At 52.1% G+C, this 15777-nt stretch carries 13 protein-coding genes and 2 pseudogenes; 1 reads left to right on the forward strand and 14 read right to left on the reverse strand.

Annotated elements, in window-relative coordinates:
* From MTP39_RS00545 to MTP39_RS00560, 4 genes and pseudogenes are all read right to left on the reverse strand, one after another.
* A complete protein-coding gene (locus tag MTP39_RS00545) occupies positions 1-3195 on the reverse strand; it encodes a YodL domain-containing protein (protein WP_249241045.1) in 3195 nt (1064 codons plus the stop codon).
* A gap of 98 nt (positions 3196-3293) precedes the next feature.
* Positions 3294-3956, reverse strand: a pseudogene (locus MTP39_RS00550) (DNA topoisomerase); the annotation flags it as partial.
* A 19-nt stretch (positions 3957-3975) separates the two neighbouring features.
* On the reverse strand, positions 3976-4176 hold the full coding sequence (locus MTP39_RS00555) for a transposon-encoded TnpW family protein (RefSeq protein WP_022473970.1): 201 nt from the start codon (positions 4174-4176) through the stop codon (positions 3976-3978).
* 122 nt (positions 4177-4298) lie between these two features.
* Positions 4299-6176, reverse strand: a complete 1878-nt coding sequence (locus tag MTP39_RS00560; RefSeq protein ID WP_249241046.1) for an AAA family ATPase — start codon at positions 6174-6176, stop codon at positions 4299-4301.
* Here MTP39_RS00560 and MTP39_RS00565 point away from each other — a divergent pair.
* Positions 6175-6918: a hypothetical protein gene (locus MTP39_RS00565; RefSeq protein WP_330422403.1), complete on the forward strand. Its 744-nt coding sequence runs from the start codon at positions 6175-6177 to the stop codon at positions 6916-6918. The two genes, MTP39_RS00560 and MTP39_RS00565, sit on opposite strands and share 2 nt — an antisense overlap.
* A gap of 65 nt (positions 6919-6983) precedes the next feature.
* Here the strand turns inward: MTP39_RS00565 and mobQ are convergent, their stop codons facing one another.
* From mobQ to MTP39_RS00615, 10 genes and pseudogenes are all read right to left on the reverse strand, one after another.
* A complete protein-coding gene (gene mobQ, locus MTP39_RS00570) occupies positions 6984-8453 on the reverse strand; it encodes a MobQ family relaxase (protein ID WP_442899404.1) in 1470 nt (489 codons plus the stop codon).
* A 271-nt stretch (positions 8454-8724) separates the two neighbouring features.
* On the reverse strand, positions 8725-9018 hold the full coding sequence (locus tag MTP39_RS00575) for a DUF3847 domain-containing protein (RefSeq protein ID WP_112091127.1): 294 nt from the start codon (positions 9016-9018) through the stop codon (positions 8725-8727).
* A gap of 152 nt (positions 9019-9170) precedes the next feature.
* Positions 9171-10019: a hypothetical protein gene (locus MTP39_RS00580; RefSeq protein ID WP_007887193.1), complete on the reverse strand. Its 849-nt coding sequence runs from the start codon at positions 10017-10019 to the stop codon at positions 9171-9173.
* Positions 10016-10576: an RNA polymerase sigma factor gene (locus MTP39_RS00585; protein ID WP_005922902.1), complete on the reverse strand. Its 561-nt coding sequence runs from the start codon at positions 10574-10576 to the stop codon at positions 10016-10018. Before MTP39_RS00585 ends, MTP39_RS00580 begins: the two co-directional genes overlap by 4 nt.
* An 84-nt stretch (positions 10577-10660) precedes the next feature.
* A complete protein-coding gene (locus MTP39_RS00590) occupies positions 10661-10975 on the reverse strand; it encodes a hypothetical protein (protein WP_147622767.1) in 315 nt (104 codons plus the stop codon).
* A 170-nt stretch (positions 10976-11145) separates the two neighbouring features.
* Positions 11146-11472, reverse strand: coding sequence for a TnpV protein (locus MTP39_RS00595; RefSeq protein WP_117854359.1), 327 nt, complete (start codon positions 11470-11472; stop codon positions 11146-11148).
* Positions 11469-13340 carry a recombinase family protein gene (locus MTP39_RS00600; RefSeq protein ID WP_195588219.1) on the reverse strand — a complete coding sequence of 624 codons (1872 nt, stop codon included), beginning with the start codon at positions 13338-13340 and terminating at the stop codon, positions 11469-11471. Before MTP39_RS00600 ends, MTP39_RS00595 begins: the two co-directional genes overlap by 4 nt.
* A 55-nt stretch (positions 13341-13395) precedes the next feature.
* A pseudogene (locus tag MTP39_RS00605) lies at positions 13396-14817 on the reverse strand (DNA topoisomerase); the annotation flags it as partial.
* The gene (locus tag MTP39_RS00610; protein ID WP_249241048.1) at positions 14814-15536 is read right to left on the reverse strand and encodes a DUF4366 domain-containing protein; all 723 of its coding nucleotides are present in this window, start codon (positions 15534-15536) and stop codon (positions 14814-14816) included. The gene MTP39_RS00610 and the pseudogene MTP39_RS00605, both read right to left, overlap by 4 nt.
* A complete protein-coding gene (locus MTP39_RS00615; RefSeq protein ID WP_097777297.1) occupies positions 15526-15777 on the reverse strand; it encodes a DUF4315 family protein in 252 nt (83 codons plus the stop codon). Before MTP39_RS00615 ends, MTP39_RS00610 begins: the two co-directional genes overlap by 11 nt.

The raw sequence follows: 15777 nt of genomic DNA on the forward strand, positions 1-15777 counted from the left end.
TTACACCTCCAATTCCTTTGACTTTTCCCGTGGCTGTGTTTGTTTGCTCTGTTCCTTTTTTGCGGCATCCAGTTGTGCCCGGATAGACGGCTTTTTCGGTTTGGCTGCGCGGGATTTCTTGTCTTTCGGTGCCTTTTCTTCGGCCTTGACTGCAGCGGCAAGGTCTGTCAAAGAAATTTGTTCCCCGGCCTTTGCTTTGGCCTCCAACTCGCCCAGAGAGGGCGCGTTGTTCAGAACACCGTCAATCATGTTTTCGTTTTGTTCGGTGGAAAGTTCTGCGGTGCGCAGCGGATTTTCCCGCAAGAACTCCGGCACCTGCTGGAAGCCCACACTGTCGCAGTAGTGGGCGGTGTACTGCCCGTTCAGATGAAGCACCACCACATCTGAAACGGACAGTGAATGTCTCTTGAAGTCTGCCGGATGGTCCACATTGAACGTGCGGTAGATGTCCTCTAAGGTGGTGCCAACAGCCAACGGCGCGGCGTACACCTCCATATAGTTTGCCTTGTCCACTGTCCGGCCAGCAGCCTGCAGGCGGTCGTAAGGTTCAAAACGGTAAACGCGGGTGGAATCTTCATTGCGCAGCTGGTAGATGGAAAAGCTGTCCTGCTGCGGTGCCTCAAAACCTGTCGCCGCGTATTCCTCTACGGTCATTCCGGCAGCGGCCGCTTCCTGCGCGATCTCGGCCTGCACCTGTGCCTCGTAGTCCTGCAAACTCTGGTCGAAGTCGGCCAACTTGGGCGGTTCCGGCAAGTTATACTGGCCTTGGTTAAGCAGCGGGCGGCAGTCCTGCACATAGGCCACAACAGTGTTGTAATAGGCAGCCTGTTTCGGCGAAATGTTCTGTCCCTCCCGCAAAGCGGCGGTGGCTGCCTGCTCCATGGCCGAAAGGTTGCAATGCTGTTTGAGGTACGGGATAAACTCGGTCAGCACCATTTCCCGCTCTGCCTTGTCTTGTTCCCACGCTTCCGGGCCTTTGTTGTGCAGCACAAAATTTTTCCAGTTCTCGTCCTTGGCGTAGTATTCGTGGTAGTTCTGGATATGTTGAACCAAAGAGCCCTCTCCGTCACCAAAATCCTGCCGCCCCTCGTAGTTGTCGGGCTGGCCGTTCAGCGTAAAATCAATGCGGAACGCGGTTTTGTCGTACCAGCCGCCCTCGTAACCATCCTTTTCCCGGTCCGTATGCTGGGCGGTGTCCAGTTCTTCAAAGACGCGGTTTGCCACGGACAGCGGCATGATTTCGCCGTCCTGCAGCTTGTCACTTTCGCTCCAAAGAATTGTGACCGTAGGTTCTGCGGCGGGGTCTGGAATTTTAACAGGTTCTGGAATTTCGTTGGCCTTTTCCGCCGCCTCTTGGAACGCCGCCAGCTTGTCGCCCAACAGGACTTCCGACACCGGGGCTGTCTGCCCCAGCAGATTAAGCGCTTCCTGCCCGGCATCCGGCAGGGTCAGACCGGGCGCGTCCAGCTGGCCTCCGTCCAGAGCCGTGTGGTCCGGGCCATACAGAGTGTAGTCATAGCCAGAATCGCAGGTCTGGATGAACAGCGTATTGCCATTATCCAGTGCAAATGCGGCCTCCTGTGCAGCGGAAAGGTCTGCTTCCCGCTGCTGGCGAAGTTCTGCCAGATGTTCGTCCAGCGCGGAGATCAGCTCATGGGCCGCGCTGCGGATAATTTCCAGAGAGGCTTTCAGTTCGGCCAGTTCCCGGCCAGAACTCCACCCGGCCACATAGCCAAAGGAATACTCGGATGTGTCCAGCCCGTAGTACTGGCAAACAGCATAGGCCACACTTTCGGCCTGTACCTCGCGGGTGCGGCTGTCCGGGCGGTTAGTCTGTTCTGGGTCGTTCGGGTCGATGGCGTGCAGCTTGGCATGGGCAATCTCGTGGATGGCCGTTTTGATGGTTTGCAGCTGGCTCATGCCCTCCTGAATTGCAATGCGGTTGTCGAGCAGATGAAAGTAACCGTGCGCCCCGCCCTCGATGTCCTCAAACCCGATGGGCACCGGGGAAGCCTGCTCCAACGCTCTGAAAAAATCTTGGTAGTCCTGCACGCTGCCGGACAGTTCATTCACTGCAATAGAGGGCAGCGGTTCGCCCTCGGTCTGGCTGACATCGAACACGGACACCACCTTGAAAGCCGGAATCTGCACCGTCTTTTCTTCCGTCAGCGGCTTGCCGTCCTTGTCCAGAATCGGCTTGCCCTGTTCGTCCAGCTTTTCCATTTTCTGCTTGACCTTGTACGGCGCAGGAGCCAGAATCTTGATGCCTTTTTCGCCTTTCTTTACGGTGCGGTGGAACGTGTCTTTCCACTTGTTGAAGCCCGCCACCAGCTGCCCGCCCTGCATGGCGATCAGCAAGGTGTTGTTGAAGCTGTAATTGTGGAATTTCGCCATCGTGGTGAGGTAGGCCTTGTAGCGGTCACTGTCGAATAATTCTTGAATGCCTGTTTCCAGCCGGTCCGTGATTTCTTTCATGCGTTCCGCGCTGTCCTTGCCGTTTAGGATAATGGGAATAACTTTCTGCGGTTCCGTTTCAGGTTGAACAGGTGGCGGGATGTTGGCCGAATCTCGCAAAACTTCCGGCGCAGGAAAGGACAGTACCCGGTATTCCTCCGGCACAGGCTGGCCCTCGTGGACTTTCTGCCACGCGTCCCCGCTTTTGACAAGGTAGCCATACTCGGTAAACACGCCCTGCTCCTGCTGGGCCACATACCGGCCGAACTGCGCCGTGTCGATGCCGCCTTTCCATTCCTCCGGCATATCCACCATGCCGGAACGGTTCAGATAGTAGTCGCCCAGCTGGGCAGGGCCGCGCACATCCGGCAGATGCACATAGTAGTCCACGTTTTCGGGAAAGTCGGTGATTCTCCCGATGCTGAAAAGCTCACTCTGCGGGACTTGCAGGGCGGCGTTCAGCTCTGCGCGTTCCCCGGTAGAGAGTGTTTCCAGTCGTGATGCCAGAAAGTTCAGTTCGTCCACATTGGATGCCAGTACCATGTTGTAGGGAATCGCAAAACGCTTTTCTTCCTCGGCAAAGTAGCCGGAAATGAAAAGGCCCTGCGGATTATCGGACGAAATGCCGATTTGCCGCAGGGCCGCTTGTACCTGTTCGGTTGTAGTGGGCAGGTCCAGCCAGACGCCATCCCTGCCTTGCTGCTGCCGATTTTGCAGCTGGATGGAAAATAATTCGCTCATTTGGTCACACTCCTTTTTTGCTATCCTACGGATAGAGAGAGCCGGTTATGGCAAAATGAATGCTTCACCTTACCATAACCGGCCCTCGTATTTTTGCCTTACTCTTTGCGCTCTACCCGGTAATTGACGTACTTGCCTCCCGTATCTGCCAGAAGCACCGTTGCATCATAAGTTTTGCCTGTTTTCTCGGAGTAGAGGCCCTTGACCTTTGCCTTACCGTTTTTGAGCAGAGCGGCGGCGATCTTCGGGGTGAACGCCTTTTTTCGCTGCTCAAAGAAGCGGTCATTCTTCCACATTACGAACTGACAGCTACGATTCCCGCAGTAGAAGTTTTTCTTGCCCTCATAGACGTTTTCACTGCACCGGGGACACTTGCCGATAATAACCCGTTCCGACTGGAACAGGTTTTGCTTATCTGTACTGATACAAGAATAGGTCTTGACCAGCTGACGCACCTGCGCTTCAATTTCGGCCATGAACTCGTCCGGGTCTGCATTGCCCTTGGCAATCTCGGTCAGACGGTTTTCCCATTCAGCCGTCAGGGCGGGAGAGGTTAGGCTTTCCGGCAGAACCACCGCCAGATTGATGCCGTCCTTGGTGGGTACCAGCTGCTTGCCCTTGCGCTGCACAAAGCCCATTTGCACCAATTTTTCCAGAATCGCGGCGCGGGTGGCGGGCGTACCCAGCCCCTTGCGTTCTGCGTTTTCCGGCATATCCTCGGCTCCGGCCCGCTCCATTGCTGACAGGAGCGTATCTTCTGATACGTTTTGTCAAGGGTGTTTAAGAACTTTTTTCGCTGTCATTCAAAATCAGACGCTTGATTTTGTCGCTCATGGTTTCTTTGCTCGTTTCACTGAAATGGATTTTGACGCGGTAGGTGGTCTTTCCGATTTTCTTTATCATTACAGGTGGCGCGGCTTCCTTTACGGTCAGAGGGGAAGCGGTTGCGGGGGTGCTGCGGTTGCTGGTGTCGTTGTTCATAGGCTCTCCTTTCCATGAGAAAAGCCCCATGCGGTCATACATGGGGCGGTGGTTTTGAGGTTGAAGTGGCGAAGTGGCAAAGTGGCAAGGTATCTGGGTTTTGCCACTTGGATTTTGCCAGTTCACTTTTTTAGGGCGTGATACCATGCCGCGCCAATGCGCTTTGAAGTAATGCGCCCGTCAAGGTTTTTCTTTGCCGCCCGGACAGTACGGGCAGAAATCCCCGCGTCGGCTGCGGCTTTCTCTATATCCTCGCTGGCAAGCTCTTTTCCGTCTGCCAGTAGGTCAAGTATCAGCTTTTCAGCCTGTTCGGTCTTGGTGGCGTTGTTGCCGCCCGCGCCGGACAGCAACTCGTCGGCGGTTATATCATATTCGCCTATCCACTCAAAGCCTGTTTCCGGGTCAAGGCAAAAGGCTACGGGCTTTCCCTCCGGCGCAAGGGAAGATTTGTCGTGAATGATAACGCGCACATTCGGCTCACGCTTTACGCGCCCAATAAGAAGCACGCTCCGGGCGGCTGCGCGGAAGTCAATAGAACCTAAACCCCGGTATGCGCTCTGCCCTCCGGCAGCTTTGTTGAGATGTCCGATAAGGATAACGGCGCACCCGGTACGCTCGGCAACATCGGCAAGGCGGCGGAACATGGGGCGCACTTCGTTTGCCCGGTTCATGTCGGTTTTTTCGCCCATGTACGCCTGTATGGGATCAAGGATAATCAGCCGCGCCCCGTTCTGCGTGATTGCCTTTTCTATGCGCTCGTCGGAGAGGGTAAGCTCCCGTTTGGCTTCATCAATCACAAGTACGCGGTCAAGGTCGGCTTCTGCTTCCATCAAGCGGGGTTTGACGGTATCGCCCAAACCGTCTTCGGCGGTCTGGTAAATCACTTGGAATGGCGGCAAGGGCTTCATTCCCGGCAGCGTTCCCCCGGTGGTGCAGGCGGCGGCAAGGCGCAGCGCAAAGGTGGTCTTGCCCTCGCCGGGGTTGCCCTGCACAATGGTTACTTTCCCAAAGGGAATATACGGCTCCCATAGCCATTCAACGGTCTGGGTGTCAACCTCGCTCATGCGGATAATCTCAACGGTTTCTTCCTGCGGCGGCTCTTTCAAGCCGTAAATCGCTTCCCGGATATACTTCCCGTCCGCGATTTCTGCCCGGTGCTGCAATACCTCATTCCAGTCCTTGTAAAGCGGGAGAAGGCGGTGGACGGTCAAGCCCTCCGGCACAAGCTCCGCAAGGCGGCTGCAAGCATCGTTTCCGGCGTTGTCGCTGTCAAGGCAGAGGTACACGGTCTTGATGTTCGGACGGTCAGAAAGGAAACGCAAAAGGGCTTTTTCGCCCACGCCGCCCAACGCCAGATAGCTTTGCTTTTGCCAATCCTTTTTGAACAGGCAGAGGAAAGATAAGAGGTCTATCGGGGCTTCAAAGACAAACAATCTTTCGCCCTCGCCCCGGTAGCAGAAGTTAAAGGCTTTGTCGCTGCCTTTCACATCAAGCCGGAAACTCCCGGCTGTTCCGCGCTGGTGGGCGTAGCGTGGTATGCCGCTTTCATCTCTGCCGACGAATACGGCGTTGTGGTGGGTTGCGTCCTCGTAAATATCGCCGCTGGCAAAGAAAAAGCCCGTCACATCTTCATCAATGCGGCGGGCAGCTGTGAGGTAGTTCCTCGCTGTTCGGTTGTCGGTGCTGCGGGGCGGCAGTCGGAAGTCAGAAAAGGACGCGGGGCTTGGTCTGTCCGGCGGCGGTGTAGCTCCCTTTTCTCCTGCGAGAAGTTCAACGGCTTCGGTGAAGCTCTTGCCGAAAAACTCCATGACAAAATCAATGGGTGCGCCGCCCTTGCTCTGGCTGTGCCTGTACCATTTGTTTCCCCGGACGGTCAGGCTGTCGTGCCGCTTCCAGCGGTATTCATTCCCGGCGCGGGTAAGCTGCTCGCCCTGTGATTGCAGGAAAGAAACAAGGTCGGCTTGGTTGGCGCGGTCTATCTGTTCTTGGGTGTAATACATGGTTGATACCTCGCTTTCTGTGGTTGAATTGTTCATAGGTTTTGAGTATAATGAAATCGACAAATTGGAATTTGTGAGGGTAATTATGATAAATTTTTTGAATGATATAAGGAATGCAGAAAATCCAATATCCAATAATAGAAAACTTATAAATACCATAGCGATATTGTTTCTCGGAATAGCTTTGGGAACTTTCTCAAAATATCTGGATTTTCGTCAAACTGAACTTCCAGGTGTGCTTATGGCAATAAATGGAGTCTTAGATATTGGTAATTTTCTTGGGCGTTTTGCAATCTGGATATTGATTGCACTGTGTATTTCTATTTATAGCAATTCTGCAATAAGAGCAAGCATCAATGTTTTTGTATTCTTTGTTGGTATGGTTGCAAGCTACTATTTGTATTCAAACTATATTGCAGGATTTTTCCCAAGAAGTTATGCGATGATTTGGTTTGGATTTACAGCTGTTTCTCCATTATTGGCTTTTGTCTGTTGGTATGCAAAGGGGAAAAGCAAACTGGCATTTATACTATCAGCACTGATTTTGGCAGTATTGTTCAATATGTGCTTTGTATATGGATGCTGGTATTTTAATGCAAAATCTGTTTTGGAAGTGATAGTCTTTATTATTGGACTTATTGTTTTGAGGAGAGACACATTGAGGAGTTCTGCGCTAATGGGAACGATTAGTATAGTTCTTGCAGTTTTACTTGATATGGTTATTCCATTTCATTTTGGATAAACAACTTCCAGTTTATCAGAAAGCATTTAGGGCGGACAAGCAAAATGGCTTGCCCGTCCTTTTCTTTATCGCTCCTGTTCGTGCCGCTTGGTGCGGCTCTGCGTCTGCTCCGGCTGGTCGGCGCGGAGTGCAATATCCACGCACCTGCGGATTTTTTGAAGCTCGGCAACCTCGGCGCGGGTATCTTTCAGCGTGTCATATTCCGCTTCTCGCTGTGCTTTGAGGGCGGTATATTCTTTCTCCCACGCGGAGATCGGCAGGGTTTTCACGCCCTCCGGCAAATGGGCATGGAGATAGCGGTTTGCCGCATTCCATAGGGTAAGCTCGGCGCGGCGGGCTTCCGCAAACTTCTCCTGTTTTCCTTTCCAGCGGATTTGCCGATACTCGTCCTGTATGGGCTTGTAGGTTTGATAATTTCTGCCGTACTCCATGAGTTTTTGCAGATTCTTCATGCGTTCCTCGGCGGTTTTCATTCCCTCCCGGATTGAATAGGCTTTATCGCTGACAGAGGAAAGGGAATCGTCCAGTTCATCAAGATTAGAGATACCATGCTCGGAAAGATAGTTGACCGCCGCCGCTATGGTTTTCAGTTCATCGGCTGTGTGCTGTTGTTGCCAACGCTGCGAATACTTCCGGCTCTTTTCTCTCTGAACGCTCAAATACTTCATCAGCAGCTTTGCAAGGTTGGGAGATTGCGGCGGCTGCTTCGGGGCGGTTTCCCGCGCTTTGAACAGGTCGGCAATCCACTCTTTGAGCTTCCCAATCTGCGCCCGGATTTCCCGGATAAGGCGGTTTGCCTTTTGAATACTGCGGTTCAGTTCGCCTTTCTCGGTGGCGATACCTTTCTTCTCCATCTGGCAAGCCGCCACGCCCATGTGGACGGTGGGTATCTCGTCAATGCCGCGCTCGGCGTTGCTGCGGTGGTCGATACGCTCCGGGCTTCCGTTCCTCTCCAAAAAGTCGTTGGTATAGTCAGCCCATGCCTTGCGCCACAAGAGGGTGTTGTCCTTGTCGTTCCAGCCTGTAAGGTCAATTTTGTGCGTCTTGTATCTGCCGCTTGGCAAGCGGATACGCTCGCCGTTTTCGTCAAGGTCATATTCCTTTTTGGACTTCGCCGCCCATGCGCCGCGCTCGTCAAGTGGTCGCATGGTCAGCATGATATGACAATGGGGATTGCCTTTGTCGGTGTCGTGAATGGCATAATCAACGCACATTCCTCTGGAAACAAATTGAGAGGAACAGTATTCCCGGACAAGCCGGATCTGTTCCTCTCTGGATAATTCTATGGGGAGCGCTGCGTCAATCTCACGCGCAAGCTGGGCGTTCCCGGCTTTCTCGTAAAGCTCCACGCTGTTCCACAAGGTTGAACGGTCAGAAAATGAGGGTGGTGCGTGGGGCGGCAGCATGATTTCTGTATGGACAACGCCGCCTTTGCGAGTGTAGTCATGGGTCATTCCGTCCCATTCGTTTGTCAGCTTTTCGCCGCTTCGGTAGGCGGCTGCGGCAACGGCTGATTTGCCTTTTCCTCGGCTCACAATGCCGATGTTCCAATGGTAAATGGCTATGGGTATCACCTCCCGGATAGGATAATAAAACCCGCAAAAATGGTACAGACGCCAAAGGCGGGTGTACTGTTTTTGTGGGTGTGCAGGGATAGCCGCGAAGCGGCGCAAGGGGTGCAGCCCCTTGTTGCGGCAAAGCCGCCAATCGGAGCGCGGGGAAATCTCCCTGTGCGGAGATAAGCCCTCGGCAGAGCGCACACGCCCGCAAGGGTGTATAAGTGCGCCCTTAGTTCCTAAGGGATTTTCAGCTTGTCGCTCCCTCTGCTCGTTTTTTCAGATATTCCCGCGCTGGTTCACTCGTCAAGGCAAGCCGGAGAAGTGCTGTGGCTTCCTCGTCGGTCATGTTCTTTGCTTCCGGCACAATGCTTTCAAAGACCGCGCCCCGGACAATAAGGCGGTGGCTGCGCGTTCTGCGTTCCTCTTTGGATAGCTTCTGACGCAACATCTTTTCTCGGTTCTCAAACTGCCGGATTTTCTTCTTTCCGTCCTCAATCTCGGCTTGCAACTCCTCGCGGGTTTTCTCTCTTGGCTTTGTCATGGTTGGGCGCTCCTTTCTGCTCATAAGCATAGAAAAAGGACAGTCGATTTTCTCGGCTGCCCTTGTAAAATAGAAAACTTATTTACTTTGCAAGAAGGTTTTGTTCGGATACTTTTTCATCAGAAGTATGGCTTGTTTGGGCGTGGGGCATATCAGTCTGAGTTTCCGTCAAAGTCTGTGTTATGATAGTGTTCATATAACCAGTATTTTCCCTCAAACTCAACGACAATGTTATCGCCGTACTGATAAACCGCAGCCCCTACAATATCATCATTTGCTTGGAAATTTTCTTTTGGTTCTTCCGAAGAACTAACTGTGTTTTCGATTTTTCCTAACAAATTGAAAGAACTTTTTTCATCTGCGAAGTTGGGTTGAGAGTCAACGATTTGATAAAGCGTATCATTTACATAGACCATAGGAGCAATATCTCCAGAAATGGGAACCAATGCCTTTAGCAAATCTTCTCCTGTTACACCTAATTGTGCTTCATCGCTTGCAAAAGGAATACGCAGCAGGTATTGTTGGTCTACTTCGTAAAGATAAATATAAATGCCTGAGCCAACATCTTGTGTGTCACCTAAAAGAGAAAGAACATCTTCTCTTGTCATGGTCGGTGTTAGTTCTTTAATTTGCTCAGATGTTACCTGCGTCGGTGTATCGAGCGGTTCTTTGTTTTCTGGTATTAGACTAAGGATTTCTTCAGTCAACGGGTTACTTTCTCCTGCGTCAATCGTTTTTGCAGCTTCTTTTATTTCTTTATGAGAATAGTCGCTCAAATCTTCAACAGCAATGCCGAGAGAATTGAGATAATCAACCGCTGCATTATATTGAATTATATCAACGGCAAATGCGGTCAATGGTATCATCAAGCACAAGCAAGCTGCAATAGCCCCCCACTTTACCCAAATGGGCTTTTTGGCTTTCTTCTTGTAGTTGAGAGCTTCATCGACATATTTTGTGTCAAGCTCGCTCATAGCGTCGGAAAACTTCTTTGCATTCATACGAATACCTCTCTTTCAATCAAATATTGCTTCATCTTCTCGCGGATACGGGTCAGCCGGACAGAAATGTTTTTTTCTGAAAGCCCCATAAACTCGGCTATGTCCTTATAGCTGTCGGAAAACCAATAGCGGCGCATGAAAATAACGCGGTTTTCGGTAGTCAGCGTGTCTAAAAATGCTTCAATGATACGGGCTAACTCTTTGGCTTCGATTTCTGCTTCTACTGTATTCGGGGCTGCTATACAGGCTTCAATTTCTTCCAAAGCAATCGTGTAATGGCTGCTCCGTTTGGCTGCTTCCTTTCTCCAATAGATTTTGAGTGAAATGTTCCGAACGATTTTAACAAGATAAGATAGCAGCGGGTTAGGTCGTGCCGGGGGAATGGCGTTCCATGCGCCTAAATAAGCGTCGTTTACACATTCCTCCGCGTCTTGTCTGCTGCCTACGATATGGTAGGAAAGATTGTGGCAGACCTTTCCGTATTTTATATCCAGCTCTCGTATGCCTTGTTCTGAACGTCCAAAAAACATTTCTATGATTTTTTCGTCGTCTATCATCTCACCGCCTCCTTTCGGGCTTCACCTATGTACTACGGTTTCAGCGGCAAATACTACATCTAATCCGAAACTTTTTCAAAAAAATTATAGCACATCTTTTTGAATAGGGTGTGTCAAGTTGCCGGAATGTTTCTTTGCCGCTTTGCTGGCGGCGTTCCTCCGTTCCTCACTGTATGGGGCGGTCAGACGGAAAGAGAACCGCCCCTTGCGGATTTCAAACTCCATGCAGCCCGTGTCCGGGTCTGCGTCAGTCTGGCGGCACTGGTCGGGGGACTGTCCGGCGTAGGCGGCAAGCCGCTTCTTTAAGTCGGTGTTGTGGGTGCGGATATAGATCAGCGGGTCTTTCTCGTCAAACCATATATCGGTGGTCTTTTCCTGCTTCGTAAGCCCTGTTCTCATAAACTCTCCTTTCTGCGCCCCTGTTACGCAATAGGGGCATTTTTCGGGTGTTTTTCCCGGCTCTTGACTTGGGGAAAATGAGGATTTTCAAATAGAAAACGCTCCGGCGATACATTCCTCGTCCAGAGCGTTTCTATCGTGAAATATGGGATTTTTCCGGCTCTTGACGCTCATACATAGATAAGCTCAAACTTGACGATTTCCTCCGCTTGCGCCTTGCAGGTGTTCATCAGCCCCACCCATTGCATGGGGTCTGCGGCTTTCAGTTCCTCGGTTGCGCCCGCACCCTCGGCAAGCTGCGGGATAATGAGGTCAAGGCGGCGACGGACGGCGGCTTCAATCTCGGCGCAATGCTCATAGAGGGTTTCGCTTGCGACAAGGGCGTTGTAGAGATCGGGGCGGTAGCCCTCTAGATAGGCTTTCCGCAAGTGTCCATAATGCCCGATATAGGGCGGTCTGGCGGGTGAAGTAGTACCGTTGTCAATCAATCTTCTCATGCGCTCTTTTCTCCTTTCTCGTCTGCGACAGGGGGAAGTTTATGGGGCTTTTGCTCCTGCTCCCGTTCCCGCTGTTCTCTCCATTCTCTGCGTTTTTTCTCCATATAGCGGCGGTTGTATTCGGCTTTTTTTGCTCTGCGCCGTTCCTGCTCTGCCAATGCCGCTTTTTCTTCCTCTGTCAGTACGATTTCCTCATGGGGGATTTCTACCTTGCCGACAAAGTTAAAGAAAATCTCAACCTCCTGTGTGCGGCTCGCCCCTTTTCCCTCGGCTTGGTGGACAAGGATTTTTTCAACAAATTCATTTATCATGGCGGGGGTAAGCTCGGAAAAATCCGTATATTTTTTGACAAGGGCAAGGAATTTTTCAGCGTTGACGGTTTCCCGGCTTATACGGTCAAGCTCCTGCTCGTCTTGGGTAACGCTCTCGGTTAAACTCTCTAACTCCGCTTCAAAATCATGCAGCATTTGTTCAAAGAGCTTATCAGAAAGTCTGCCGTTTACATTGTCCTCATAGAGCTTGCGGATTAAGCGGCTCAATTCGTCGGCTCGTTTCTCGCTGCGCTGTTTTCTCTGCCGGATTGCCTTTGCCGCTTTCACCTGCCGCTCGCTGGAAGCAGAGCAGACCTGCTCCATAAATGCCGCTTCATTGTTCAGCGCGTAGTCGCATACTTCCTTGATAGCTTCAAGCAGAAGCTCATTTACAACGGCTGTGCGGATAAGGTGCGTCGTGCAGTATCTATTATAGTGCTGGTTGCCTAAATCATAACGGGAACAGTTGTACTCGTCGCGTTCTGGACGCTTCCTGCCGTTGGGTCGCCCCGCCCAGTCCCGCGCCAGTCCAGCCCCGCCCCTGTGGTTATACATCTTAGCCCCGCAATCCGCGCAAAACATCAAGCCCGTTAAAGGATTTGCCGCGCCTATGGTGTCCGTCCGGCGTATCGTTTTCCGCAAGCTCTGGACGCGCTCCCATGTTTCCTTGTCAATAATAGCTTCCTGCGTATTTTCAAAAATGACTAAATCCTCTTTGGGTGTCATTCTGGAGCGTTTGTCTTTGTAGCTTTCTTTATAGGTGCGGAAGTTTACTGTATGCCCCATATACTCCGGCTTGGATAGAATATCGGCAACTGTGCCGCCACGCCATGTGTACCGTTCAGCGGGGTTAAAATTAGACTGATGTTTCCCCACGCCGCGCTGTGCAAGATAATAGGACGGTCTTTCAACCTTTTCCAAAGCAAGGATACGGGCAATTTCATACGGGCCTTTGCTCTCCAACGCCATGCGGTAAATCCGGCGTACTACCTCGGCGGCTTCCTCGTCGATAATCCAGTGGTCTTTGTCATTAGGGTCTTTCTTATAGCCATAAATACAATGGCTGTTTGTATGCTTGCCGGACATTCCTCTTGCGTGGAGAACGCTTGTTATTTTTCGGCTGCTATCACGCACATACCATTCGTTCATAATATTCAAAAACGGGGCAAACTCGCTGCTTTCGCTCTTGTCGCTGTCAACTCCGTTTGCTATGGCAATAAAACGGACGCCCCGCTCCTTGAACATGACTTCTGTGTAAAATCCCACTTGCAGATAATCTCTGCCGACACGACTTAAATCCTTTACCAGCACATGGGAAACCTCTCCGGCTTCTATGGCTGCAATCATGCGTTTCCAATTAGGGCGGTCAAAGTTTGCGCCAGACCAGCCGTCATCAGTAAAGTGGACACAATTCGTAAATCCATGCTCCTTTGCATAATCTTCAAGCAGCTTCTTTTGATTGATTATACTGTTACTGTCGCCTGTGAGGTCGTCGTCGCGGGAAAGACGCTCGTATAGTGCGGTTATCTTGCCGTTGTCCGTTTTCTTTGCTTTCATTGAAAAACTCTCCTTTCTATGGGCGATTTCTTATCCCCCTTTCACAGCATATAGCTTCGGTGTAGGCTTTCGGCGGGGACGTGAAATGTTCCGAAACGTTAGCCGTCACGGAAAAACTCTGTCCCTCGGCCAGTTCCGGCAGGGTGTTCAGGGCTTCCGTTTCTTCATCACCGTCTGTTTTCAGGGTGGAGTGGAATCGCTGGTCGATCTCTTTCCATCCGGGGACAAGCACCGTCTTTCCCTTGGCGGTAAACTCGTTCCCGGCGCAGGAGAACACAGCAGTCACAGTTTCGTACTCATGGGGCGCGGCTATCACGCAGAGCAGTTTGGAGCAGACAAGGTTCATCAGCTTGCACTCACTTTCCGCAAGGCCGGTGAAGCCCTGTTTTACAAATTCGGCCGTGGGAAGGATGGCGTGGTGGTCCGATACCTTTTTGCTGTTCAGAATCCGGCCCACTTCCGGGGTAAGTGCAAGCCCTTGGGCAATGGGCAGCAGCCTCAGCAGGTCAGACACAAGATGTTGTACTGTCTGGCCCATATCCTCGGTCAGATATTGACTGTCCGTGCGGGGATAGGTCAGCAGTTTCTTCTCGTAAAGCTGCTGGGCGTAATCAAGGGTCTGCTTTGCCGTAAATCCGAACAGGCGGTTTGCCTCCCGCTGCAAAGTGGTCAGGTCATAGAGCTTGGGCGGCTGTTCTGTCTTTTTCTCCCGCTTGACAGAAGTACAGACGGCAGTTGTACCCGTGCATTTTTCTTTGAGAGAATTTGCGGTTTCTGCATCCGCAATGCGTCCGCTGTCCGCTTTCAGGCTGCCGGACTGGATGCCGACCGTATAATACTTTTCTTTCTGGAAGCGCAGAATTTTTGCATCCCGGTCCACCAGCATTTTCAGTGTCGGGGTCTGCACCCGGCCCACGGTTAGGGTCTTATGGTACAGCACCGAAAACAGCCGTGTTGCATTGATGCCCACCAGCCAATCCGCCTTTGCACGGCAGAGGGCCGATTGATACAGAGCATCATAATCCGAATCCGGGCGCAGGTTTGCAAAGCCCTCCCGGATAGCGGCATCCTCCATGCTGGAAATCCAGAGCCGCTTCACAGGTTTCGTGCAGCCGGCCATTTGGTAGACGAAACGGAAAATCAGTTCTCCCTCCCGGCCTGCGTCGGTCGCGGCGGTCACACTGTCCACATCCGAGCGGTTGAGCAGAGAGCGCACAATTTCAAACTGCTGTTTCTTTTCGTCCGGGACAATGAACTGCCACGGCTGGGGCAGGATGGGCAAATCTTCATACTTCCACTTGCAGTATTTTTCATCGTACTGGCCCGCTTCCGCAAAGGACACCAGATGCCCGATGCACCAGCTGACAAGATACCCGCCACCCTGCCAGTAGCCGGTTTGTTTTTCGCTTGCCCCGATCACGGCGGCAATGCTGTGGGCTACACTGGGCTTTTCGGCGATCACCAGCTGAAAGCTCATGTTTCGTCCTCCTGTCCGTCCTCTGAATGAATTTCGATTTCAGCCGGTTCCTCGTCTGCATCTTCGTCCTCGCCAAAATCGTATTCGTCCAGATCATCGTGCCCGATGGTATCGGCCTTGGGCTTGCGGAACTTGAAATAGTAGAGTGCTGCGCCGCCGCCAGCCAGAGCCAGCACCAGCAGGATCATCAGACTGCCCATGTTGGACTTGGGCTTTTCCTGCGGCGTTTCGGTGTCAGTTTTCACCGCTTCCGGGGACGTGCAGTTGCGCAGGCTCTTTTCACACAAGGGGCAGTTTTTATTGACACTTCCGGCCTCACATTTCACGGTGCAGGTGCAGACTTCGGCGGCCTGCGGTTCTTCATCCAGCAGAGCCAGCAAGTCGGCATCGTCCACTTGGTTCAGGAAGTGAACGGACGTTTCCTTGTCCTCGTTGGCGCGGTCAATGAGAATGTAAAAATAATTCCCGGCCTTGGTGGTCACAGTGATAAGCTGCTTGTCGCCGTAAAAATCATCCACCAGTGTTGCGTTGCCTTTGGGCGTGATAGGCACACCCTCCGGCTCCATGCCGCCCGTAGTGGGTTCTTCTTCGATAATCTCCGGCAGAGGTTCCGGGGCCGGGTCAGAGCCGCTTGCAAAAACAGGCATGGAGAACGAACAGAGGCAGAGCAGGATAGCTAGCAATCCGGCAGCAAAACGGCGGTTCCAATCAGGTTTCATCGGCAGCATCCTCCTGTTTGTGGTACGGGGTGACGGTGGGTGCAGCGTTCAGCGCACCGCTGCGCAGGAAGGCTGCGAACTCGTCCGGTTTCATGTTCATGCTGCGCACCAGCTGAATGATCTGCAAGTTTTCCTGTTCAGTCTTTGCAGCTTCCAGTTCTTTCAACTGCTGCTGATATTCGCTGATTTTTTCTTTGAGCCGTTCAATATCGCGCTCAATGCGGGAAAGTCTTTTTGCCAT

The sequence above is a fragment of the Faecalibacterium sp. I3-3-33 genome, from assembly GCF_023347295.1.
In the GTDB taxonomy this organism is placed as follows: domain Bacteria; phylum Bacillota; class Clostridia; order Oscillospirales; family Ruminococcaceae; genus Faecalibacterium.